The 21,532-nt window shown below is 60.4% G+C and carries 19 protein-coding genes; 9 read left to right on the forward strand and 10 right to left on the reverse strand.

The features are described from left to right. Window positions 1-203: 203 nt before the first annotated feature. Entirely contained in the window at window positions 204-1,595 is a 1,392-nt protein-coding gene (locus M0D66_RS17590; RefSeq protein ID WP_244869687.1) for a PLP-dependent aminotransferase family protein, read from the reverse strand. 192 nt (window positions 1,596-1,787) lie between these two features. Here M0D66_RS17590 and M0D66_RS17595 point away from each other — a divergent pair, with 192 nt between their 5' ends. From M0D66_RS17595 to M0D66_RS17605, 3 genes are all read left to right on the forward strand, one after another. Next, on the forward strand, window positions 1,788-3,197 hold the full coding sequence (locus tag M0D66_RS17595) for a glycerate kinase (protein ID WP_211705478.1): 1,410 nt from the start codon (window positions 1,788-1,790) through the stop codon (window positions 3,195-3,197). Between the two features lies 1 nt (window position 3,198). Then, entirely contained in the window at window positions 3,199-4,473 is a 1,275-nt protein-coding gene (locus M0D66_RS17600) for an enolase (protein WP_266211082.1), read from the forward strand. A 66-nt stretch (window positions 4,474-4,539) separates the two neighbouring features. Next, entirely contained in the window at window positions 4,540-5,661 is a 1,122-nt protein-coding gene (locus M0D66_RS17605) for a tyramine oxidase subunit B (RefSeq protein WP_211705481.1), read from the forward strand. A gap of 165 nt (window positions 5,662-5,826) precedes the next feature. Here M0D66_RS17605 and M0D66_RS17610 read toward each other — a convergent pair whose 3' ends face one another. Next, the gene (locus M0D66_RS17610; RefSeq protein ID WP_211705483.1) at window positions 5,827-6,675 is read right to left on the reverse strand and encodes an oxidoreductase; all 849 of its coding nucleotides are present in this window, start codon (window positions 6,673-6,675) and stop codon (window positions 5,827-5,829) included. Between the two features lie 113 nt (window positions 6,676-6,788). On the opposite strand from M0D66_RS17610, the gene M0D66_RS17615 reads away from it, so the two are divergent. Beyond that, window positions 6,789-7,730: a LysR family transcriptional regulator gene (locus M0D66_RS17615; protein WP_244869688.1), complete on the forward strand. Its 942-nt coding sequence runs from the start codon at window positions 6,789-6,791 to the stop codon at window positions 7,728-7,730. Here the strand turns inward: M0D66_RS17615 and M0D66_RS17620 are convergent. Continuing rightward, the gene (locus M0D66_RS17620) at window positions 7,727-9,289 is read right to left on the reverse strand and encodes a class I adenylate-forming enzyme family protein (protein WP_211705485.1); all 1,563 of its coding nucleotides are present in this window, start codon (window positions 9,287-9,289) and stop codon (window positions 7,727-7,729) included. The genes M0D66_RS17615 and M0D66_RS17620 overlap by 4 nt on opposite strands. Before the next feature lie 160 nt (window positions 9,290-9,449). Beyond that, a complete protein-coding gene (locus M0D66_RS17625) occupies window positions 9,450-9,893 on the reverse strand; it encodes a universal stress protein (RefSeq protein ID WP_266211083.1) in 444 nt (147 codons plus the stop codon). 325 nt (window positions 9,894-10,218) lie between these two features. Between M0D66_RS17625 and M0D66_RS17630 the strand changes: the two genes are divergently transcribed. From M0D66_RS17630 to M0D66_RS17650, 5 genes are all read left to right on the forward strand, one after another. Then, window positions 10,219-11,319 carry a TIGR03118 family protein gene (locus M0D66_RS17630; RefSeq protein ID WP_200654764.1) on the forward strand — a complete coding sequence of 367 codons (1,101 nt, stop codon included), beginning with the start codon at window positions 10,219-10,221 and terminating at the stop codon, window positions 11,317-11,319. Window positions 11,320-11,519: 200 nt separating this feature from the next. Continuing rightward, window positions 11,520-12,593 carry a catalase family peroxidase gene (locus M0D66_RS17635; RefSeq protein WP_211705489.1) on the forward strand — a complete coding sequence of 358 codons (1,074 nt, stop codon included), beginning with the start codon at window positions 11,520-11,522 and terminating at the stop codon, window positions 12,591-12,593. Between the two features lie 193 nt (window positions 12,594-12,786). After that, window positions 12,787-13,332, forward strand: coding sequence for an RNA polymerase sigma factor (locus M0D66_RS17640; protein WP_093640102.1), 546 nt, complete (start codon window positions 12,787-12,789; stop codon window positions 13,330-13,332). Continuing rightward, entirely contained in the window at window positions 13,329-14,216 is an 888-nt protein-coding gene (locus M0D66_RS17645; RefSeq protein WP_211705492.1) for an anti-sigma factor, read from the forward strand. Before M0D66_RS17640 ends, M0D66_RS17645 begins: the two co-directional genes overlap by 4 nt. Window positions 14,217-14,329: 113 nt before the next feature. Beyond that, window positions 14,330-15,274 (forward strand): anti-sigma factor, encoded by a 945-nt coding sequence (locus tag M0D66_RS17650; RefSeq protein WP_211705494.1) that lies wholly within the window; start codon window positions 14,330-14,332, stop codon window positions 15,272-15,274. A 269-nt stretch (window positions 15,275-15,543) separates the two neighbouring features. On the opposite strand, the gene M0D66_RS17655 is transcribed toward M0D66_RS17650, so the two are convergent. The 6 genes from M0D66_RS17655 to M0D66_RS17680 form a co-directional block, all read right to left on the reverse strand. Further along, on the reverse strand, window positions 15,544-16,047 hold the full coding sequence (locus tag M0D66_RS17655) for a DUF3455 domain-containing protein (RefSeq protein ID WP_211705495.1): 504 nt from the start codon (window positions 16,045-16,047) through the stop codon (window positions 15,544-15,546). A 54-nt stretch (window positions 16,048-16,101) separates the two neighbouring features. Beyond that, window positions 16,102-16,686: a superoxide dismutase gene (locus M0D66_RS17660; RefSeq protein ID WP_244869698.1), complete on the reverse strand. Its 585-nt coding sequence runs from the start codon at window positions 16,684-16,686 to the stop codon at window positions 16,102-16,104. Between the two features lie 240 nt (window positions 16,687-16,926). After that, window positions 16,927-17,451: a PLP-dependent transferase gene (locus M0D66_RS17665; RefSeq protein ID WP_244869689.1), complete on the reverse strand. Its 525-nt coding sequence runs from the start codon at window positions 17,449-17,451 to the stop codon at window positions 16,927-16,929. Window positions 17,452-17,604: 153 nt separating this feature from the next. After that, window positions 17,605-19,203, reverse strand: a complete 1,599-nt coding sequence (locus M0D66_RS17670) for an aldehyde dehydrogenase family protein (RefSeq protein WP_266211084.1) — start codon at window positions 19,201-19,203, stop codon at window positions 17,605-17,607. Then, window positions 19,136-20,014 (reverse strand): PhzF family phenazine biosynthesis protein, encoded by an 879-nt coding sequence (locus M0D66_RS17675; protein WP_266211085.1) that lies wholly within the window; start codon window positions 20,012-20,014, stop codon window positions 19,136-19,138. The genes M0D66_RS17670 and M0D66_RS17675 overlap by 68 nt, the downstream gene beginning before the upstream one ends. 149 nt (window positions 20,015-20,163) lie before the next feature. Then, on the reverse strand, window positions 20,164-21,480 hold the full coding sequence (locus M0D66_RS17680) for an MFS transporter (RefSeq protein ID WP_093640125.1): 1,317 nt from the start codon (window positions 21,478-21,480) through the stop codon (window positions 20,164-20,166). Window positions 21,481-21,532 lie beyond the last annotated feature (52 nt).

The raw sequence follows: 21,532 nt of genomic DNA on the forward strand, positions 1-21,532 counted from the left end.
TTTTGGTCCAAATTGCCACGCGACATGCACACTCGCCGACACGCACCCCTACCTGTGCAGTTAGTAAGACCTGCACAGTTGCCAGGGTGTTTGACTGGAGCAGAATTACGCCGACGGGATAGAGACGGAAAAGGCTGGCTTCGCAGACGGCATTGGCTGACCGCCAATACCGTTCCGGATGGCACTACTGTGAAGCGGAAACGCTAACGTCCAACGGATTCCGCCAGGAAAGAAAAAAGCCGATCGAAGTTGCTATGTGCCACGTTGAATCGCAACCAGTTCGTCTTTACGCGCCCGCCGTAAAACAGATGTCCCGGCGCAAGCAGAATGCGTTTGTCGAGAGCACGCTCGGCCAGTTCCGCCGAATCCAGTTCGACGCCTGCCGGCCTCGCCCATACGAACATGCCGGCGCGAGGCTCGCAAAAGATCTCAAACCCGATTGCTTCGAGGCGGCGACAGACCCGTTCCTGAGCCGTTGCGAGACGCTCTCTCAACTGTTCCGTCTGTTTGCGAAAATGCCCTTCTGCCAGGATCGCGCTCACTAGCCGTTCCGTGACGGTCGGCGTCGACATACCCGACACCAGCTTCTGATAAAGCAAACCCTCGAGTATTCCAGCCTCCGCGGCCACGAAACCGACGCGCAAACCCGCACCGATTGTTTTGGAGAAACTGCCGATATAAATGACGTGTTTCAGTTGATCCATCGAAGCCAGCGTCACGTGCGAGCCTTGCACCAGGCCGGCGGAAACATCGTCTTCTACGATCAGGCAGTTGTGGCGTTCCGCGGCTTTCAGTAGTTTGAAGGCCGTCGCGGAGCTGTAACTCGCTCCGGTCGGGTTATGAAGTCGGCTATTCGTGAAGTAGACCTTTGGACGGCGCGTTTCGAAAACGGTCTCGATGGCGGAAATGTCCGGTCCGACGGGCGTCATCGGTATCCCGATGCTTTCGACCTCGCGCAAGCGCAAGGCAACCAGCAGGTCGCTATAGCACGGCTCATCGACCAGGACCGTGTCGCCCGGTTGAGTGAACTGGCGTATCACAAGGTCCAGCGACTGATTTGCGCCCAGCGTCGTCATGACCCCGCCGGCATCCACCTCGATTTCATAGTCCGACAACTGTCGGGCTATCTGTTCCCGCAACGGCTCGTACCCCCGCGCGTGCCCATAACCCAGCAGGCTTTCCGGTTGCAATGCGAGTTGTCTGAGCGCACGCGCGAGGCCATCGCTATCGAACCATGGCTCCGGAAGCCAGCCGGCTCCCGCGTAAATCGCCCCTTCATCCGCGCCAAGAAAGTTTCGCAATAGCCAGCCATTGGTCACGCTTTCATCAAGCTTTTCGGCGACTTTCCGCGGCGTGTTGAGGCTCCGCTCAGCAACGTAAAAGCCCGATCCGCGCCGCGCTTCCAGTACGCCCTGCGCGACCAGCCGATCGTAGGCCTCGACGACCGTGAAGGTCGACACGCCGTGCGCCGTGGCGAATGCGCGGATGCTCGGCACGCGCGCACCAGATCTCCAGCGCTTCTCAGCAACTTCATTCGTCACCCCGGCCACGATCTGCACGGTAAGCGGCATATCCGATCGGGAATCCAGTGTCAAAACGGGTTTCATCGTGGCCACACAGGGAAGAAATCAGACGGACGACTAACAAGGTGTAGAGGTGCTGAGACCTCTACAGCTATCTCGCGCCCCCACCAAGTGTACATGTATCTGTACAGGTCATTTGCCTAAATTGATAGCCATCCCGCCCGACTCTCTTTGTGGCGATCACTCTCACCGTCTTTCCTCAGCATGAACAAGATACGAAATGCAGACGCGATCCTCTCGCAAGGCGACTCGTCATCAAGACAAGTCGTGCTCGAGATTGCCGATCGCACACTCGAACGCCTGGACAGCTATCGGCGGATCAGAAACATCATGCGCATGGAAGGCAGCGTGTTGCATGTTGGAACCCGCTCATGGGATCTATCGCTGAAGCGCAACGTGTACCTGATCGGTGCCGGCAAGGCCTGCAATCACATGGCCATGGCGGTCGATCACGTGTTAGGGGACTTCCTCACTCAGGGAATCGCCATAGTAAAGATCCTTGAGGAAACCGATCGCTTCAACAGGACCGAAGTCTTCGTGGGTGGACACCCGCTCCCCAACGAAGAAGGTCACCGCGCCTCCAGGAAAATTATCGAACTAGTCAATCAGGCTGGGCCCGAGGATCTGTTCATTGCGGTGATCAGCGGCGGCAGTTCAGCGCTCATGTCGTGCCCGATCGATGGCATCACCTTGCAGGATGAGATCAACACCTCCGATGTGCTGCTGAAATCCGGTGCGGGCATTTACGAAATCAACGCGGTGCGCCGTCACATTTCGGCCCTGAACGGCGGCATGTTAGCGAAGCGCATTCAGAACGTAGGGGCCGAGCTGATCGGCTTCGGTATCAGCGACGCCGTGGGCTCGCCTGCTACGGGCGATATCGCCGTACCCTATGCGGCCTACAAAAGCACGCCGATCGGCCCCGACATGACGACGTTGGACGATGCGCGCGCAACGATCGTCAATCGCAATGTCGCCGATCGTCTGCCTACGAGCGTCGTCGATTATCTGATGAACGCCGGCCCCGAAGCGGAAACGCCCAAAGCGTTTCCCGACAACACCTACTTCCTGCTCAACACGCTGCCGGATTCCTGCATCTACGCCAAGGAAATCTGCGAGGAGATGGGTCTTCCGGCCATGATCGTTTCGTCCTTCCTCGAGGGCGAAAGCCGTGACGCCGGCACATTCTTCGCTTCGATAGCGCGCGAAATCCAGACGTATGGCAACCCGCTCAAGCCTCCTTGTGTGCTTCTGAGCTCCGGCGAAGTTACGACGCTGATCGACGACAACAGCGTAATCAGGGGCCACGGTGGGCCAGGCCAGGAAATGACCGTGAGTTTTGCGATCACAGCCGCGAGGACAAAAGGCGCATGCCTGTTATCGATTGATAGCGAAGGCACGGACGGAACGGCGAACGTCGCCGGTGGCATTACCGATTCCACCAGTTTCAAGGCTGCGGCCGACAAAGGAATCAGTCTGTATCAGGCACTGCGTGAGCACAGTTGCTTCGAGGCACTCGATTCGATTCGCTCTACGGTTTTCACCGGCAACACGGGCACCAACCTGTGCGACCTGAACATCCTTTACATTCCTGAGCCGAAGGCGGGTGAATAACATGGAAGACAGGATCACATCCGTGCGGGCCCAGCAGATCATCGACTGCAAATGCCGCCCCGCTGTGGAAGTCGAGATCCGCACCGAGAGCGGTGCAATCGGTCTGGGCGCCGCGCCTACCGGCACTTCGGTGGGCATGCACGAATCGTTTGTGCTGCGAGACAACGACCCGTCGACCTATAAAGGGCTCAGCGTTCATCAAGCCGTCAGCAATGCGGTGAACGTCATTGGTCCGGCGCTCATCGGCATGAACGTGTTCGACCAGCGAACCATCGACGAAAAAATGATCGCCCTGGATGGCACGCCCGACAAGCATCGCCTGGGGGGCAATACGATCTACTCGGTCTCCGTTGCAGCTTTCCGCGCCGCGGCAGCCGCGCTCTCGACTCCGCTTTACAAGCACATCGCGGGTGGCGACATTCGAACCGTGCCGGTGCCCTGCTTCAACGTGATCAATGGCGGGCGATACGACGGACTAACGCAGGCTTTCAATGAGTTTCTGATTGTTCCCTACGGCACCGATCGCGTCGACTCGTCGATCGAGATGGCGGTCGCCGTCTTCCAGAAACTCGCGGACGTGCTCACGGACTACCTGGGACATAAGCCACAGGTTGCCAGTTCCTACGGATATGCCGCGCCGTCGGACGACCCGGAGACGATCCTGACATTGATGCAGAAAGCGGTCGACGCGTGCGGCTATACAGGCAGGATCGCCTTCGCGCTCGATTGCGCCTCGAGCGAGATGTACAACAGGGAGACCAACACCTATCTGCTGAAAGGCAAATGGGTGTCATCGGACGAACTCATCGCCTATGCCAGGTTCCTGACGGAAACTTTCCCCCTTGTTTTTATCGAGGATCTGCTCGACGAGAACGATTGGACCGGCTACGTCAAGGCGGTTCGCGAACTCGACCGCACGATCGTTCTCGGCGACGACCTGACCGTAACCAATCCGGCCTTGCTTAAAAAAGCTTATGAACTCCGCGCCGTGAGTGGTTTTGTACTCAAGCCCAATCAGGTCGGCACGATCACCGAAGCGCTGGACGCTTATCGATTTGCAGAAGAACACGGAATGATCGCGGTGCCATCAGGCCGCTCCGGTGGCGTCGTGGATGACGTTGTGATGGATTTCTCAGTCGGCCTCCAGGTACCGTTTCAAAAGAACGGCGCACCGCGTTCCGGAGAACGCATTGAAAAGCTGAACTTCCTGATGCGCGCCAATGCACGCAGCCCCGGTTGCCGCCTCTTTGATATCTCGCCACTTCTTCGGTTTTGACGCGTGCTTCTGATGACAGGAACCCGCCGACATGCCACCCCACTCACTTCGAAAAGGTGAACTCAAATGTATCCGAACATCGATTTCCTCTATCTTTCAGAGCCGGACATGATCACAGCCGGCGTACTGGATGCAGCGAGTTGTGTTTCTGTCTGCGAGGAGACCTTCAGTCTTCTTGGTAAAGGCGATTACCTCATGGGCGGCGCCAATCACAACAGTCACGGCCTGAACATCGTCTTCCCGAAAGAGACGAAGTTTCCCAACATGCCGGTGGCGGGACCGGACCGACGCTTCGCCGCCATGCCCGGTTATCTGGGTGGACGTTTCGATGTCTGCGGCAATAAATGGTACGGATCGAACCATGCCAATGCGGAGAAGGAACTGCCGCGCTCGATTCTGACCATGATGCTCAATGACAAGGACACCGGGGCACCGCTGGCTCTTATGTCGGCGAACCTTCTGAGTGCGGCGCGAACTGGAGCTGTGCCTGGTGTCGCAGCAAAGCATCTGGCCAACAAGGATTCGAAGACCGTGTCGGTTATCGGCTGCGGCCCGATCAACAAGGCCTGCTTCACGGCAATCATGACCCAACTCGGCGCGGTCGAGAAAGTCATCTGCTTTGACGTCTTCCTCGCCAAAGCGAACGAGTTCGCCGGCTGGGTCGAGGAAAAATACCGTATCAGCGCCATCGGCGTCGACGAGGCGGAACAAGGCTTTCGTGATGCGGACGTCATCACGGTCGCGGCCTCGCGCCTGAAGCCGCTCTACTTCAAGGATGAGTGGATCAAGGCGGGAGCGACCATCCTGGTGTCGGGGCCGTTCAACACAGACGAATCTTTCCTGATCGATTGCAAGATCGTCTTCGATCACACGCCTCTGCAAGAGGCGTATGTCGAGGATGCCGACGCATCGGGGAACAAGGACGCCTACTACAGCGGTGTGATCGGCGGCCCGTTCTACCGGTTGATCGATGCGGGCAAACTGCCCGCATTGGCGGATTCGACTGGGCTAGGTGACGTCGTGAATGGCATTAAGCCCGGGCGCGAAAACGCGGAAGAGCGGGTCATTTTCATTGCCTGCGGCATGGCTGTTTTCGACATCAGCTGGGGTTTTGAAATTTACAAGAATGCAGTGCGTCAGGGAGTTGGCCAATCGCTGAATCTTTGGAAGCAGCCCAGCGCGTTGTGAGTTGGCCCGATAAGGTAAGCGCATCTTCAAAGGGGGCTGCCAGCCCCCAGTTCATGGCGCTCGTGCTGAAGAACGCACCGCTGCGGTTTGGCAACGATGGGGCGTAGTGGAAATCTCGACGAGCAGTTCGCCCAGACGCTTCAGCTTGCTCGTCGTGATAGGACCCTACCCCGCCTCGTCAAACGCAGTACTTCGTGAGAGCGTCTCCCACGCATCAAAATCCTTGCGCAGGGCAGCAAGCTGTTTGTGCGCAAGGTCAAGCGCGTCGGCGCCCAGCAGCAGATGCAGGGGTGGCTGCTTCGCCTTCAATGCTTCAATGATTGCGAGCGCGCCTTTCACCGGATCATTGTGTTGCTTTCCGTGCGAGTCGAGGAGCGCGTCACGTTGCTTGCCCAGTGTCCCGGCAAACTCGGGAATGCGAATTCTGGATTGCCGCATCGAACGGCCGCGAAAATCAGTCCTGAACGCGCCGGGCTCGACCACCGTCACGCCGATGCCGAACGGCGCCATCTCTTTCGCGAGGGTCTCCGAAAGGCCCTCAAGCGCGTACTTGCTCGCATGGTAGTAGCCGACGTTCGGAAAAGTGGTGAGCCCACCGATCGAGCTCACGTTGACAATATGACCTTTGCCACGGTGACGCATCCCCGGTAGCACAGCCTGCATCAAGGCAACGACGCCATGGACATTGGTATCGAACTGCGCGCGAATCTCGGCATCCTCGCCCTCCTCGATGGCCCCGATATAGCCATAGCCCGCATTGTTCACGAGTACGTCGATCCGACCGAATCTCTCATGCGCCGCTTTCACCGCAGCGCTGATCTGTGCGGACTGGGTCACGTCGAGGCCGACAGCCATCGCCCGGTCGCCGTAATGCTCGACAAGGTCGCGAACGGAAGCGGGCCTGCGAGCTGTAACAACGGCACGATAGCCGTGTTCAAGCACCTTTTCGGCCAGCGCCCGACCCAGACCGGAAGAGCTACCGGTAATCAGCCATACGGAATTATCGTTAATCATCCTTCCTCCGCTTCATTTCAGATTATCGACACCGCCTGGCGCACGATGCCTTGACCTCCAGAAAGGATAGATGCGACGATTCATTCAATCATCACGGATAATTCGCATGAGTCATGCAAGCAGATAAAACGATCTCGCATGGGGTCCTGGATGACCTCTCGGCCTTCGCCGTCGTCGCGCGGCTGCGCAGTTTTTCCCGCGCGGCCGCCGAACTGAACGTGTCCAATTCGATGCTGAGCTATACGATCAAGCGACTTGAAGATCGCCTCGGCTACCCACTCCTTCGACGAACCAGCCGCAGCGTTGCACCCACCGCCGAGGGGCAAACGCTCCTGCTGACGCTCAAACCTGCTCTCGATGCGATCGACGGCGCCTTGGGAGACCTCAGTCGAATCCGCGATCGCATTTCAGGCACCCTCCGAATCACCGCCACTCGGCAAGGGTATGAGGCCGTCATCCGTCCGGTGCTAGCCGACTTCTGCACGACCTATCCGGAAGCGACCGTCGAGGTCATCATCGACTATGCGTTCAGGGATCTTGTTGCCGGGCGTTTCGACGCCGGCATCCGGCTGGGCGAGAAACTCGAACAGGATATGGTGGCTCTGCCGGTCGGGCCGGCCCTCAGGATGGCTGTGGTCGCCTCACCGGAATATTTGTCGCGACACTCTGCTCCCAGTACGCCGGACGATCTTCAGCATCACCAATGCATCAATTACCGGATGGAAACGGCAGGCAGCCTCTATTCATGGGAGTTTGAAAACGGCGGCCGAAAATTGAAGGTAACGCTGTCGGGACCGCTGACATTCAATGAGCCGGATCTGATGCTCGAGGCCGCGATAGATGGTCTTGGCGTAGCGTACGTGTTGGAGCATGAGGCAGCGGTCGATATCAGGACTGGACGTCTGGTCCGGGTGTTGGAGGACTGGTGCCCTCCCTTCCCCGGATTCTTCCTCTATTACCCGTCGCGCAAGCAGGTTTCTCCTGTGTTGGCGGCGTTGTTGAAGCACTTGCGTTACTCAGAGAGACGACCGGATCAGCAGGCGACATCCGCTTAGGCCGCGCGCGAATCGTCCAGACGCTCGCCGATTGCTCTTAGCCTCGCCCGATCCACTTTGCCTAACGAATTACGCGGCAACTGATCAACTACGATGAGCCGCTCCGGCATCTTGTAGCGCGCCACTCTGGTGGACAGATCGTGCAACACGTCCTCGACCTGAGTCGCGGCTTCGGTCAGTTTGACGAAACCGATCACGCGCTGACCGAGGACGGCATCCGGCACGCCGATAATCGCTGCCTCGCTCACGCCGCGATGGACAGTAAGGGCGTGTTCGATTTCGGTCGGCGAGATGTTCGACCCGCCGCGAATGATCAGGTTTTTCTTTCTGGCGACGTACCAGAAATCGCCGGCCTCATCCTGGCGCATCACATCGCCGGTAGCCCACCAGCCGTCCTTGCGCGCATCGTCGATGCGCCCCGGGCCGAGCCAATAGCCGATGAACACGTTCGGGCCGCGCAGCAACAACTCGCCCGCTTCGCCGCGCCTGACGGTGTTGCCTTCTTCATCGACGAGGCGAACCCGGTCCATATCGACCGCGCGGCACACCGGCCCGGTATCGAATCCATAAGTGAACGTGCCCGCGCTTTCGCTCATCCCAAGGAAGTTGCGCATCCTGACGCCGAACACGCGCAAAAACGCCTCCTGCAAACTCGGCGGCGTCGTGTCGCCTCCGACGAGACAGGTGCCCAGTGACGCGACGTTGCGTGGCCGCGCAACCTGCTGGGCCATCGCTTCCGAATACATGAACGGCAGCCACATCAGCATCGTGCAGCGCTGCTGTTCTATCAGGTCAAGCGCGGCCGCAGGCTCGAATCGATCCATCAGGACGCAGGTGCCGTTAGTGGCAAGCGTCGCCAGCGTAGTGAACAGCCCCGCCCCGTGCATCATGGGCGTGGCAATCAACGCGACCTCGTACGGCTTTAGCGCGATGTCCTGGCATGCTTGCGTCATCGCGCACATCGTCCGCGGCGTATGCGTGACGAACTTCGGTTCGCCGGTCGTGCCGGACGTTGACAGCAGAAGCGCAGGTTCATCCACGCGCACCGGTGCGAGCGGCACCTCGTCTGCATGATGTTCGAGCAACTCGCTCCATGCTCTGGCGCGAGTATCCAGTGACGAGCCGTCAACGAGAAAGCACTTGTCCGCATCGAGAATCGAAGCATCCATGCCGGCGATCGCGCCGTATAGTTCAATCTGGCCCAGGTACAACGAAACCTGCAGCCGACGCAGTTGCGGCTCGAGTTCCGCGCGTGTGAGCCGGGTGTTCAGCGGTACAGCAATCACGCCTGTCAACATGCACGCGTAAAACGCGGCGACGGTTTCAGGTCTGTTCGTCAGGTGCAGTGCGACTCGATCGCCCGGTTTCACACCCTGAATGAGCAGACCTTGCGAAAGTCTTCTGACGTACCGCGTCAGACGATCGTAGGTCCATGCATCATCGCCAGCGATCAGCGCGATGGCGTGAGGGCGTGCTGTGGCAGATTCGATCAGAAGTTCGTATAACGTAACGAGTTGCGGCGTACTTATTGATTTAGGGCGTGTTCCGGGACAAGACATGGCGCGTTCTCTAAAGGTCGATTGGCTGTCGACGACAGGCCTATCCTGACAACAGGTAACGCTGGCAAATTATTCCGGCAGTTGCGCTGCGGCCAATTACCTTTCCCGCACCATTCCCCCCCACCCATCACAACAGCGCATCTATCCGTAGCGCCATCATCTAATCTAACGGCACTGTAATAACAGCACGCCCTGCGGCGCGTTTCACAAGCTCCGTGTGGTTGGATGGCTGGCTCCACCACGTTGCCAGTCCGCGCGGATTGCGGTGACCCAGCACAAGCAGGTCCGCGTTGAGCAAGCCTGCGTACCTGGCCATGCTATCGACCACGTTACCCGCTGCAACATATCCGCGCGCAACCGTTCCGCTCTCTCTTAGATGGTCCAGCGCTTCCTCCAGAACCTGCTTCGCCGCGCCTTCCATTTGCGAACACGCCATGTCCGACAGGTATCCGACACTGCAGCCGACAGCCGAGCCAATATCCACAACAGAGAGGACATGAACAGTGGCGGTCAACGCACATCCCAAACGGGTCACGCGCAGTAAGGCCAATCTGGATTCCGGCGATCCGTCGTAGTAGACGAGCAGATTGAAGTGGTCAGGCATAGGGTCCTCGAATCGTGTGATGAAGGGCGTTGCGGCGGTTCTGCCTTTTCCACAACACCGTTGACCGATGAGGTATTCCAGAACAACGCAAGGTTTCTTCTCGCCTGAGACTGTTTTCCGTCGTGGAATAAAAACGCAAGCCCAGACGTTCGGAGAGGGACGATTCAGAGTCAACGAGATCGGGCAATTCAATCTGTGGAATTCCTATTCCCTGGTTGCACGCCCATTCCATTGCGCGCTCCCGGATCGTTCGTTCGCGTGCATCGCAGGTGGAGAGAGACGATTGCGGCGGGCGCCACTCCGAATACAAGAGGAATCCGCGAAAATGAAACTGCGTCAAAAGACATTTATTGCCTGGTCATTCGCCGCTTGCACGGCAACGCTCACCGCATGCGGTGGCAGCAGCGACAATTCCACGCCGCCGGCTCCGGTCACTGGGCCTTTCAAAGCCACCGTGCTGGTTTCCGACGGCAGTGTGAGCGCACCGAACACAGACGCCAATCTCAAGAACGGCTGGGGCATCGCCTTCAACCCAACCGGCGTCATGTGGGTATCCGACAACAATACGAAAAAGTCGACGCTCTATGACGGCAACGGCGTCGTGCAGTCGCTCGTCGTGACGATCCCGCCCGCGGCAAGTGGGCAAGCTGCCGGTCCGACGGGCATCGTGTTCAATACCAGCACCGACTTTGCAATTAGCGCAAACGGCGCCACAAGCAACGCGCTCTTCCTCTGGGCCACCGACGCGGGCACGATCGCCGGCTGGTCGCCGAAGGTGTTGCCGACGCAAGCGGTTAACGCGCACGACGACGGCACTGGCGGCGCGGTCTACAAGGGTCTCGCCATTGGCACGAATGCCGGTCAGAACCTGCTCTACGCGGCGGACTTCCATAACGGCAAGGTCGATGTGTTCGACAAGTCGTTCAACAAGATCCAACTCGATGGGCAATTCAAGGATCCCAGCCTGCCTGCCGGCTTGTCCCCTTTCGGAATACGTGTGGTCGGTACAACCGTATATGTGACGTTTGCGAAGCTCGGTCCCGATGGACACACGCAGGTGAACGGCCCGGGCAACGGCGCCGTCGACGCGTTCGACACGGCCGGGCATCTCACGAAGCGCATTGCCCAGGGCGGTTCGCTGAATTCGCCCTGGGGTCTTGCGGTGGCGCCGGCTAATTTCGGTGCACTGAGCAATGATCTGCTGGTCGGGAATTTTGGCGATGGCACCATCGACGCGTTCGACCCGAATTCCGGTGCGTTCATCGGCGCCATGACACAAACGGACGGATCGACATTCAAACAGCCGGGTATCTGGGGCATCTCGTTCGGCAACAACGCTGCCAATCAGCCGCTCAATACCTTGTTCTTCGCTGCCGGCCCGACACCGACGACTGGCGTCTATGGTCGGATCGACGTCAGCCAATAACGAACAGGCGGAGGCGGCGGACGCTCTGACCACCGACCTCAGCCGCGATCTTCTCATTGAAGCCGTTTTATTCCGCGACGAGGTGACAGGATCCACGGCTCACGGCGAATAGATTCCATTGGGCGGCCAGGCGGCGAGACGTACCCTGCTTTATACTCGTCAGCTTTCTGGATCGGCGAGTTTCGCTTTCACGCTGCATCATGTCCCGCCCCCAGCCATCGTGGCTTGTTCTCCGATACGCCCTCATCGTGATCGTCATTGCGGCTATCGCGGGAGCGTTCGCGTGGACCGCGGACTGGATTCAATGGCCGGGCAGCGAGCCCGCACTGACGCCCGCCCGGATGATCGACGCCTTCGAGGACAGCATGGGCAGGCATGCCGGCTTTCGCCGTAATCATGCCAAGGGAGTCTGCGTGAGGGGCTATTTCGACAGCAACGGAAACGGCGCCGCGCTCTCTCGCGCGAGCGTGTTCGAGCGCGGCCGCACCCCTGTGATCGGCCGCCTCTCCGCACCGGGCGGCAATCCCGCCCAGGACGACGTCAACACGTCCGTGCGCAGCTTTGCGCTGCTCTTCTCGCTGCGCAACGGAGAACAATGGCGCACCGCAATGAACTCCGTGCCGGTTTTCCAGGTCGCCACGCCACAGGCACTGTACGAGCAACTGGTGGCGCTGCGCCCGGATGCGCGGACCGGCCAGCCCGATCCCGCGAAATTGAGCGCGTTTTTTTCGCAGCATCCCGAAACGACGGCCTTTCGCGAGTGGATCGATACCCATCCACCTTCCTCGGCTTTCTATAACGCAAGCTACTTCGGCATCGACGCGTTCCGTTTCGTCGATGCCAATGGCAACACGCGTTTCGTCCGCTGGAGTGTCGTTCCAGACACGCCCTATGCGGCGTCGAACGAGCGGACTAACCCGGCGCGCGACCCCGACTTTCTCGCACACGATCTTGACCTGCGCCTGCAAACCGGCCCCGTTTCCTGGCACCTCATGCTGACGCCGGCAGGCCCGGGCGACCTGGTCGACGACGCGACGCGCGCATGGCCATCCGAGCGCGAATTGCAACGGGTGGACGCCGGCACGATCGTGATCGAGCGCGCCGAGAGCCAGATCGACGGCGCCTGCCGGGACATCAATTTCGATCCGCTGATCCTCCCCGATGGCATCGCGCCCTCAGACGATCCGCTGCTCGCCGCGCGCTCGGCAGCCTACTCGGTTTCGTTCGAACGGCGAACGCGCGAAGAGGTGGGAGCCGGCACGCGTCGCCGCTAGAAAAGACGGCATTGATACTTTGTCGATGCATTAAGGACCACTTTCACGCGTTGTTCAGTCTCAAGTTAAACTAGGCTGTTCGAACTTCGTGGCGAAAAAACGGTGGCGAACGATAGTCCAAATATTGGTGCGAGGTTGACGTGCTCGCAGTGCTTTCGAACACGTCTCGGGGAACATGGGAGATTTTCGTTCAATGAACGCTGCAGATTTACCAGACATGCTTCCCGAAATGCTGCCGCGCTTGTGGGCGTTCGCGCTTCGCCTGTCGGGGGACCAGCATGATGCGGAAGACCTCGTGCAGCGCGCCTGCCTGCGCGGCCTCGAGCGCGCCCATCAGTTGCAGCCCGACACGGCTCCGTTGAGCTGGATGTTCTCGATTGTCCATTCGACCTGGATCAACGAGCTGCGCGCCCGCAGCGTGCGCAAACGCTCCAGTTTCGATTGGGACGACGACTTCCTCGAAAATCTTCCCGACCCCGTCGACAGGGGTCCCGAAACGCAATTGATGCACGGGCAGATCATCGAGGCCGTCGAACGCTTGCCGGAAGCGCAGCGCGTCGTGATGCTGCTCGTCGCCGTGGAAGGCCTGAGCTATCAGCAAGCCGCCGACGTGCTCGAGGTACCCATCGGCACGGTCATGAGCCGCCTGTCGCGCGCCCGCCAGGCGGTCGGCGCACTGCTTGGCGGTGAGACGCCGAAAGTGCGGCCGGCGAAGATACAAAAGGATTCAATCGCATGATGGCTGACGACGCTCAACTGCTCGCTTACGTGGATGGCAGCCTGTCGCCCGAGGATCGCAGCGCGGTCGAAGCGCAACTGCGCGAGTCCGCCGAAGCAAGGGCAAAGGTCGCGCTATTGCGCGCTTCGCGGCTCGATTTCGAGGGCGCCTTCGCGCAACAGAAGCTCCCGCCGGTGCCCGATTCGCTGAAGCTCAAGGTCGACGAGATGGTCCGCGCGCATCGCGCCCGGGAATCGAACGACCCGGTCCTGCCTCCCGGCGAAAAAGCGCCCTCCGAACCCGTGCGCTCGCGCCTGCGCGCCATGCCGGTCTGGCTTGCCGCCGCTTGCGTCGCCGGCGCTTTCGCCTGCGGCCTGTTCGTGCGGCTCGGCCCGCTTGCAAGCGGCGGCACGCAGCTGACCGCCAACGCCGACGTGTCTCCGTGGGTGGCGGCGGCGGTCGGCTATCAGAAGCTGTACACGCGCGATACCGTCGCGTACACGCAGGAAGATCCGGAGGCCGCCGCAAAGGCCGTCAGGGATATTCGCAGCGACGACCGGCTCGCCCTGCGCGTTCCGGACCTGACAAGCGCCGGGCTGACCTTCAAGTCGGTGCAACGCCTGCGCTTCAACAACAAGCCACTCGTGCAGATCGTCTATCTGCCAAAAAATGGCCCGCCCATTGCGCTGTGCGTGATGAAAGACTCGAAACCGGACCAGCCGGTCGCGACGAAGACGGTCGATGCAATGGACGTCGCGACGTGGCGGCAAGCGGAGTTGAGCTATGCGCTGATCGGGAAGTCGGGCGACGTCGATCTCGGCGCGCTCGGCAAGCGCATCTCCAACCTCGACATGGCTCCGCTTTTCAGCGATGCCTCGCCGATCGCAGCCGCCACCTCCGGGTGACGGCATGCCCGATGGAATAGTCTCAAGCCACGAGTGTTGTGTTAATAGCCCTTAAGGCGTCATGCAGGTTTGGGCAAGGCGTCCCATTCCGCGAAGAGTGAAAGACAGGCCTTATGAATCCGGACGACATCGAACTGATGGCCTACGTGGACGACACACTGCCCGCCCACGCACGCGAAGCCGTGGAGCGCGCGCTGAACGGCTCAGCCGACGCCATGCTGCGCGTCGAGAGGCTCAGGGCGTCGCGTCTGCCCTACGCGGAAGCGTTCGCGCGGCAGACTCTGCCGCCGGTGCCCGAAAGCCTGAGCGCGCGGATTGCCGGGATGGCACGCGCGGCAAAACAGTCTGCGCAAGATGCCGCTCGGAACGAAGCGCCGGGCCGGCAGGACGCGGTCGCGCCGGCCGGACGCGATGCGAGCGTCAACGATGCCGTCGTGCCGCATCCTGCCGGCGCCGAGGCGTCCGCGGCGATCCGCTCGCGCTTGCGCATCGCGCCAGCGTGGCTCGCCGTCGCGTTCGTCGCGGGGGCGTTCACCTGTGGGTTCGTGCTGCGCCTCGGAAGCGGCACCGGGCCTGCGTCGACGGCCGGCGCATCGGTGGCGTCAGTTGGAAGCGGAGTGTCGCCTTGGGTCATGGCCGCCGCCAGCTATCAACAACTCTATTCTCGTGACACGCTCGCAAACGTCGAAGCCGACCCTGCGTTGGTGGCGAAAACCACCGCGCAGATTCGCGACGACGATGGCCTCGCCATTCGCATTCCGGACCTGAGCGCTTACGGCCTCACGTTCAAGCGCGTGCAGCGCCTGCGTTTCAACGACAAACCGCTCATTCAGATCGTCTATCTGCCCAAACAGGGCGCGCCCGTCGCCTTGTGCGTGATGAAAGAAGCCAAGCCCGACGCGGGCACGGCAACGCGGCAGGTTGCGTCGATGACGGTCGTCACCTGGCGTCAGTCCGAACTCGGCTACGCACTGATCGGGCCGCCCCGCGGTACCGATCTGAATGCGCTGGGCAACAGCATTTCCACCCGCCGCACCGCGCCGCTCTTCGGGACTTAGCCCGCGCCCTTTTCGCGCGCTGTCCTCGATACGCCGTTCTTCCCCTTCCCTGTTGTGTTGAAGAGGCCGGCGTTGAGCGGCATCGTCAACATTCGAGCAACACACGTGGCTTGGCGCGGCGACAGATCTGACTCTGTCGCCGCGCCAAGGTGTCGTGCAGATTCAGGACGACAACGGCAAGCTCGTCGCTCTCGCTGTGCAGTCACGGATGCTGCAAGCAGATGAGCGACTAGTCACGCGTCTTATGGGGTGCCGTCCGCCGGCGCTTACTACTTGAAAAAAGTATAGGTGGCGATATACGGCGAGCTGCCTGTCGCGTGTTCGACGGTGCAAGGCGCTGTCGGCGCAGCGCCGCCTGCGGTCATCGTGCGTTGCACGTAGCGCACCTCGCTCAGCAGGCCCTTCACGCCTGTCGAGCGCGTCCCCAGCAGCAGTTGCGGCACGCCGTTCGGCGTTTCGCTCGGCGTCTGCGCGAGGACGTGGCCTACGATCCGGCTGCCGTCGCGGGCTTCCCAGGAGGGTCCCGCCGAATGCTCGATCACCGCGGCCCCTGCCGTATCGAACAACGTGGCGCGCGGACTGCGAAACACCCAGCCGAGCGTGTGGTTCGCATCGTATTCGCAGGAATAAATCTGGACGCCGGATGCGGCGGTGCTTAATAGCACTCGCGCATCGGGCGGGTCGATCGGCGCAGCGCCAGCCGGCGTGCCGACTACTGCCAACAACCATACGGCGCTGATTGAATGGCGCATTTTGCGTGGCAAGCGAATCATGGCGATGCTCGTTTGACCCGATACGATGAAAGCGTGAAACTGCCCCGCGTCCTGTCAGACACGGTCAAGATTGGCTGAGGCGAACGCCCAGTTCAGGTGACGCGAGACCGTCGCGACCAGATAGTCCGGTCGACGGTTCTGATAGTCCAGGTAGTACGCGTGCTCCCATACATCCACGGTTAGCAACGGTACGAGTCCACGCGTAAACGGCGTTTCCGCGTCGCTCGTCTTGACGACCGCGAGTTCTCCGCGATCGAGCACGAGCCATCCCCAGCCACTGCCGAACTGCGATGCCGACGTTGCGACGAGCGCCTTCGCGAGTGCATCGACGGAACCGAACTTGCGGGTGATCGCCGCCTGAAGTTTCTCGCTCGGCGCGCTCGGCGCCGGGCTCAGCGAGTTCCAGTAGAAGTTGTGGTTCCATGCCTGCGCGGCGTTGTTGAAAACGTCTGCGAGCGCGGGCTGGTCATGCGACTGCATGATGATCTGTTCGAGCGATGCCTGTTCGAGCGGCGTGCCGGCAAGAAGCTTGTGCAGATTGTCGAAATAGGCCCGGTGGTGCTTGCCATAATGAATGCCGATGGTGCGCGCCGAAATGGTCGGCTCAAGCGCATTGTCAGCCCATGGCAGCGGCGGCAGTGTTTGCGGCGACGAGCCGAGAAATGCCGGAACGACGCTCGTCGCCGTGCTTGCGGCGGGCCCGGCGTCGCCTGTGACCGCGCCGTAGGCAAGCTTCGAAAACAGTACGCTGAATGAGGCCATGGACCCCGCGGCCATCAGACGCCGCCGGGAAATAAGGGGGTTGAGCATGTCCGAACCTGTTGTTGTGTGGGCGACCGGTTCACCCGGGCTGCTCATACAACAGCTCGTCATTGCGATCTATTCCACTTCGCTTTGAAATTTCCCCCACGCGGCCAGCGCTCGTTGATCCGCCAGCACGGCCCGGAATTTCAACCGCACCTCCAACTGGAAAGCACGCAGCACGTTGTCAGTCAGGCGAACGTCTCGTCGAGCGCCGCCTCGATATCCGCAATCAGATCGGCTGGGTCTATGTTGAGGATGGGAAGGCAATCCCGGAAACGCTACGAAGGCAACACGCGGATCCTTGTCGAGGAATTCGGCGACCCTCTGCGCGGTAGCCACGTGCTGAGCCAAACGCAGTGGCAAGGTCACCGAGCCCCGCATGATCAGCCACGCATTGAAAGGCGAGATTGAACCGCCCACATCGACAAGCGCATCGGCCTTCAGACGGCGAATCAGCTCCGCGCGCCCGATCACGGCACCGCCCATCGCATCGCCATGCCCGTTGATGTACTTCGTCAGCGCATGAACCACGAAATCCGCGTCATGTTCAAGGCCGCGAAACATCGGCGGGGGCGTGAACGTTGCGTCGATCGACAGCATGGCGCCGGCATCGTGCGCGATCTTTGCAAGCGCCCGGACATCCGTCACCTTCGTGGGACGATCGGCGTACGGATCGCGCCCGTCGTGGCGTCAATGACGTTCCCGGCATGCACGGCCTGACTGGCGAAAGAAAGGCTTGCCGGTTCGTCCTTATCAGGCCGTTGCTGACTGTTCACGGTTGTCATATACCGCCTTCCTGATGCACACGACCTTTGGTTGAGTCATTTCCTCGTACGCAAATCTGACACCTTCGCGGCCGAGGCTTCCGTACTTGAATCCCCCGAACGGCATGGCGTCGAATCGGTAGTCCGACGAGTCGTTGATCATGACGCCGCCGGCCTCCAGCCTGTCGGCTGCCTTGAGCGCGGCATGCAGATCATTGGTGAAGATGCCGGCATGCAGACTGTATTCGGAGCTGTTGGCGAGCGAAAGCGCCTCATCCAGTGTCTCAATCCGCTGAAGAACGACAACCGGGCTGAATATTTCCTGCTTCCACAGGTCGCATTCGAAGCTGACGTCCTCAAGTACCGTCGGCGAGTAAAGCGAACCGTCCTGAGTATTGCCGCACAGCAGTGTGGCTCCCTGACTGAGCGCGGCATCCACCACGCGTCTCGTGCGAGCCGCTGACTGAGCCGTGATCATCGGCCCGACGTCCGTATCAGGCAACGCGGGATTGCCCGTCTTGAGCACTTTGGTGCCGGCAACGAAACGCGTCCTGAACGCGTCATAGATGGACGACTGAATCAGAATGCGTTGCGTGCCAATACAGTTCTGGCCCGCGGCCCAGAACGCTCCTGACACACACGACGTAGCAGCGTCCTCAAGGTCGCAGTCGTTCAGAACGATGACGGGTGCATTACCGCCCAGATCCATCGCAAGCTTTTTGAGGCCTGCGGAGCTGGCTATTCTCTCTCCGGTTGCGAATCCACCGGTAAACGAAATCATTCTGACGTCCCGGGACGAGACGAGTGCTTCGCCGAGCGCTGCGCCACCTGTCGCAACCGACACGACGTTCGGCGGCATGCCGGCCGCCACCAGATATCCAACAAGCTTGATCGCCGACAGCGGCGTGAGTTCGGAGGGCTTGAGAACGACGGCATTGCCGCCGGCGATTGCCGGCCCGAGCTTATGCGCAACCAGGTTGAGTGGATCGTTGTACGGCGTGATCGCAACGATAATGCCGAGCGGTTCCCGAGTGAACCACCCCTGGCGGTTTTCCGATCCGCCGTACGCGTCGAACGGCACGACCTCACCTGCGTTTCGACGTGCCTCATCGGCGGATAGCTTGAGCGTGTTCACGCAACGTAGCACTTCTTTCCGGGCCTGCTTGATCGTCTTACCCGCTTCCGCGACGATGAGATTCGCAAAGGCGTCGCTATCGCGTTCCACGAGCGATGCGCAGGTTTCGAGCACGCGAGAGCGTTCGTGGCGGGACAGGTTACGGCAAACGCGCGCGCCCTCCTTCGCGGTCTGTATCAGCACTTGCGCGCCTTCCGGTGGAATGTTCACAACCGTGCCGACTTCGACGCCATCGAAGGGATTGGTGACCGAGATGAAGCCGGGCGATGAGTCAATGGGGAATGCGGAATTCATTTCGAAGTGCCTGCGTCCTTTCTTGCGAATACGGAAAATGTCAGAAGCCAACGCGCAAGCTGTTTCAGCACGTCTCGCGTCCGGTCCCTGTCTAGAGCGTAAGCGAGCCCTCCACAGATGTGACGCAGGAACCACCCACGCGCACATTCCCGTTCGCATCCACGCTTACCTTGATTCGCCCGTCTCGACCGACACACCGTCCCTGAGCAGCCACGTAATCTGTTCCGCCTCGCGGCACCAGGCCGCGTTGCCACTGGAAGGCCGCCACGCTGCCGTTGCCGCTTCCGCAGACAGGATCCTCCTCCACCCCACAGGATGGCGCGAAGGTACGCACTTCGATTGCCGCATCGTCTCCATGCTCGCGCGTGCCGAATACGGTCAGGCCCGTGACACCGAGGCGGCGCTCGAGGTCCGCCAACCTCGCGAAATCCGGCTGAAGATTGAGCACGGAAGCGGCATCGTTCAGATGCGCCACGATCCAGATGGCGCCGACATTCACGACACCTGGCGCAGTCTTGAGGTCCACTTTGCACCCGAGGATCAGCTCCAGCTCCGCCACATCTGCTGCATGCAGCGGGTCCAGCTTCGCAGGTGGCAGGTTGAACGTGAGCAGGCGATCTTCGCCTCGCTCCTCGAGCGTCAATTCAACGAGGCCGATGCCGCATTGTTGAATCAATCGACCGCCTTCACGCGGTGCGACACACCCCGCTTCCACGATTGCGTGAGCACTACCCAGAGTCGGATGTCCCGCGAAGGGAAGCTCGCTACGCGGCGTGAAGATCCTCAAGAGATAGTCGGCCCCGGCTGTTGTGGGCGGAAGGACAAAGGTCGTTTCTGACAGGTTGGTCCAGCGCGCGACAGCTTGCATCGCGTCAGTGGTCAGGCCCTCAGCGTCCAATACCACGGCCACCGGATTGCCCAGAAGCGGCCTCACGGTGAAGACGTCAACCACTTTATAAGATCGTTTCATGTTCGCCTCGTCTGACTCCAGTGGACATCTGGGCATTCTTTAGATGCAAGTGCAACACATGCATCGTAGCGCGTGCCGCCCAACCGTAACAGTCACAGTTTTTCGCCTATGCAACCATTACAATTTCGCCTGACCAGAATGGCAAGCGCTCACCGGTTGACGACCCGCTTCGGCATTGCCAGCGCCAGCACGCAACCCAGCAGCAGGCAGATACCGAACGTGATGACACCCGTGCCCACGCTATGTGTCCGGTCTTTCAGCCAGCCAAGGAAATAGGTACTCGCGAAGCCTCCAAGATTGGCAATCGAGCACGCGAATGCAATACCGGCTGCTGCTGCCGTGCCGCGAAGAAACGTTGACGGAAGCGCCCAGATCACCGGCATCGCCGCCGCGGCCCCGGCGTTAGCCACCGAGAGAAGGATGACGATGGCGGGCACGCTGCCCGGGAAAAAGGCGCTTGCGATCAGGCCAAACGCTGAGCACAGCAAGGGCACGGCAACATGCCAGCGACGTTCCCGGAACCGGTCGGAACTGATCCCGGTTAGCAGAACCATGACAACCGCCAGGCCATTGGGGATTGCCATCAGCGCGCCAATCTCGATCGCACTTCTCGCGCCGGCATCGCGCAGCATCGTGGGCATCCAGAAACTGATCGAATAGAAGCAGAGCAGTACGCAGAGGTCGAGATAACCCACCACCCATACTTTCGGATTGGCAAAGGCCTGAGCCAGCCGATGCTCCTTCTTCTCCTCCCGATCGATTCCGATGTCCCGCTTTAGCCTCGCGAGTTCGGCAGCGCTGAGAAAACGCGCACCTTGGTGCGTTTTCGGCAGGAAGATATAAACGAGCACACCAAGCAGCACGGAAGGCATTGCTTCCAGCGCGAACAGCCACTGCCAGCCTCGCAAGCCATGCACGCCGTCAAAGACCGACAGTATCCAGCCTGAGAGCGGCGCGCCGATCAGACTCGACAGCGGCAAGCCCACCATGAAGAGTGCGACTATCCTGCCGCGCCGCGCGTCGGGAAACCAGTAGGTGAGGTAAAGCAGTGCGCCGGGCAGGAACCCGGCTTCCGCCACGCCCAGCAGGAAACGCACGAGATAGAACTGCCCGGGCGTCTTCACGAACATCGTCAGCCCTGAAAGCACGCCCCATGTGACCATGATGCGCGCGATCCAGAAGCGGGCGCCGACTTTCTCGAGTATCAGGTTGCTGGGCACTTCAAACAGGATATAGCCGACGAAAAACAGTCCGGCGCCGAGCCCGTACACCGTTTCGCTAAATCCAAGTGAATCGAGCATCTGCAGCTTGGCAATGCCTACATTCACGCGATCCAGAAATGCGGCAAAGAAGCATAGACCCAAGAATGGGGCGAGCCGCCATGTGAGCTTGCGATAGAGACTGCGCCCGGTCGGGGCGTCATCTTCGAGGTCACAGGAGGGGATGTTCAGGGGAGACGTCGACATGTTGGATCCTGGAAGAGGACATGGAAGACGCGTTTCGCAGCGTTCAGCGAAA

The sequence above is a fragment of the Paraburkholderia sp. SECH2 genome (assembly GCF_030464795.1).
Taxonomy (GTDB): Bacteria; Pseudomonadota; Gammaproteobacteria; order Burkholderiales; family Burkholderiaceae; genus Paraburkholderia; species Paraburkholderia aspalathi.

Bases quoted from the DNA above. Each gene is read 5' to 3' on its own strand.
- M0D66_RS17595 (WP_211705478.1), top strand. From the start codon at position 1,788: ATGAACAAGATACGAAATGCAGACGCGATCCTCTCGCAAGGCGACTCG.
- M0D66_RS17600 (WP_266211082.1), top strand. From the start codon at position 3,199: ATGGAAGACAGGATCACATCCGTGCGGGCCCAGCAGATCATCGACTGC.
- M0D66_RS17605 (WP_211705481.1), top strand. From the start codon at position 4,540: ATGTATCCGAACATCGATTTCCTCTATCTTTCAGAGCCGGACATGATC.
- M0D66_RS17610 (WP_211705483.1), bottom strand. From the start codon at position 6,675: ATGATTAACGATAATTCCGTATGGCTGATTACCGGTAGCTCTTCCGGT.
- M0D66_RS17615 (WP_244869688.1), top strand. From the start codon at position 6,789: ATGCAAGCAGATAAAACGATCTCGCATGGGGTCCTGGATGACCTCTCG.
- M0D66_RS17620 (WP_211705485.1), bottom strand. From the start codon at position 9,289: ATGTCTTGTCCCGGAACACGCCCTAAATCAATAAGTACGCCGCAACTC.
- M0D66_RS17625 (WP_266211083.1), bottom strand. From the start codon at position 9,893: ATGCCTGACCACTTCAATCTGCTCGTCTACTACGACGGATCGCCGGAA.
- M0D66_RS17630 (WP_200654764.1), top strand. From the start codon at position 10,219: ATGAAACTGCGTCAAAAGACATTTATTGCCTGGTCATTCGCCGCTTGC.
- M0D66_RS17635 (WP_211705489.1), top strand. From the start codon at position 11,520: ATGTCCCGCCCCCAGCCATCGTGGCTTGTTCTCCGATACGCCCTCATC.
- M0D66_RS17640 (WP_093640102.1), top strand. From the start codon at position 12,787: ATGAACGCTGCAGATTTACCAGACATGCTTCCCGAAATGCTGCCGCGC.
- M0D66_RS17645 (WP_211705492.1), top strand. From the start codon at position 13,329: ATGATGGCTGACGACGCTCAACTGCTCGCTTACGTGGATGGCAGCCTG.
- M0D66_RS17650 (WP_211705494.1), top strand. From the start codon at position 14,330: ATGAATCCGGACGACATCGAACTGATGGCCTACGTGGACGACACACTG.
- M0D66_RS17655 (WP_211705495.1), bottom strand. From the start codon at position 16,047: ATGATTCGCTTGCCACGCAAAATGCGCCATTCAATCAGCGCCGTATGG.
- M0D66_RS17665 (WP_244869689.1), bottom strand. From the start codon at position 17,451: ATGCTGTCGATCGACGCAACGTTCACGCCCCCGCCGATGTTTCGCGGC.
- M0D66_RS17670 (WP_266211084.1), bottom strand. From the start codon at position 19,203: ATGCGAACGGGAATGTGCGCGTGGGTGGTTCCTGCGTCACATCTGTGG.
- M0D66_RS17675 (WP_266211085.1), bottom strand. From the start codon at position 20,014: ATGAAACGATCTTATAAAGTGGTTGACGTCTTCACCGTGAGGCCGCTT.
- M0D66_RS17680 (WP_093640125.1), bottom strand. From the start codon at position 21,480: ATGTCGACGTCTCCCCTGAACATCCCCTCCTGTGACCTCGAAGATGAC.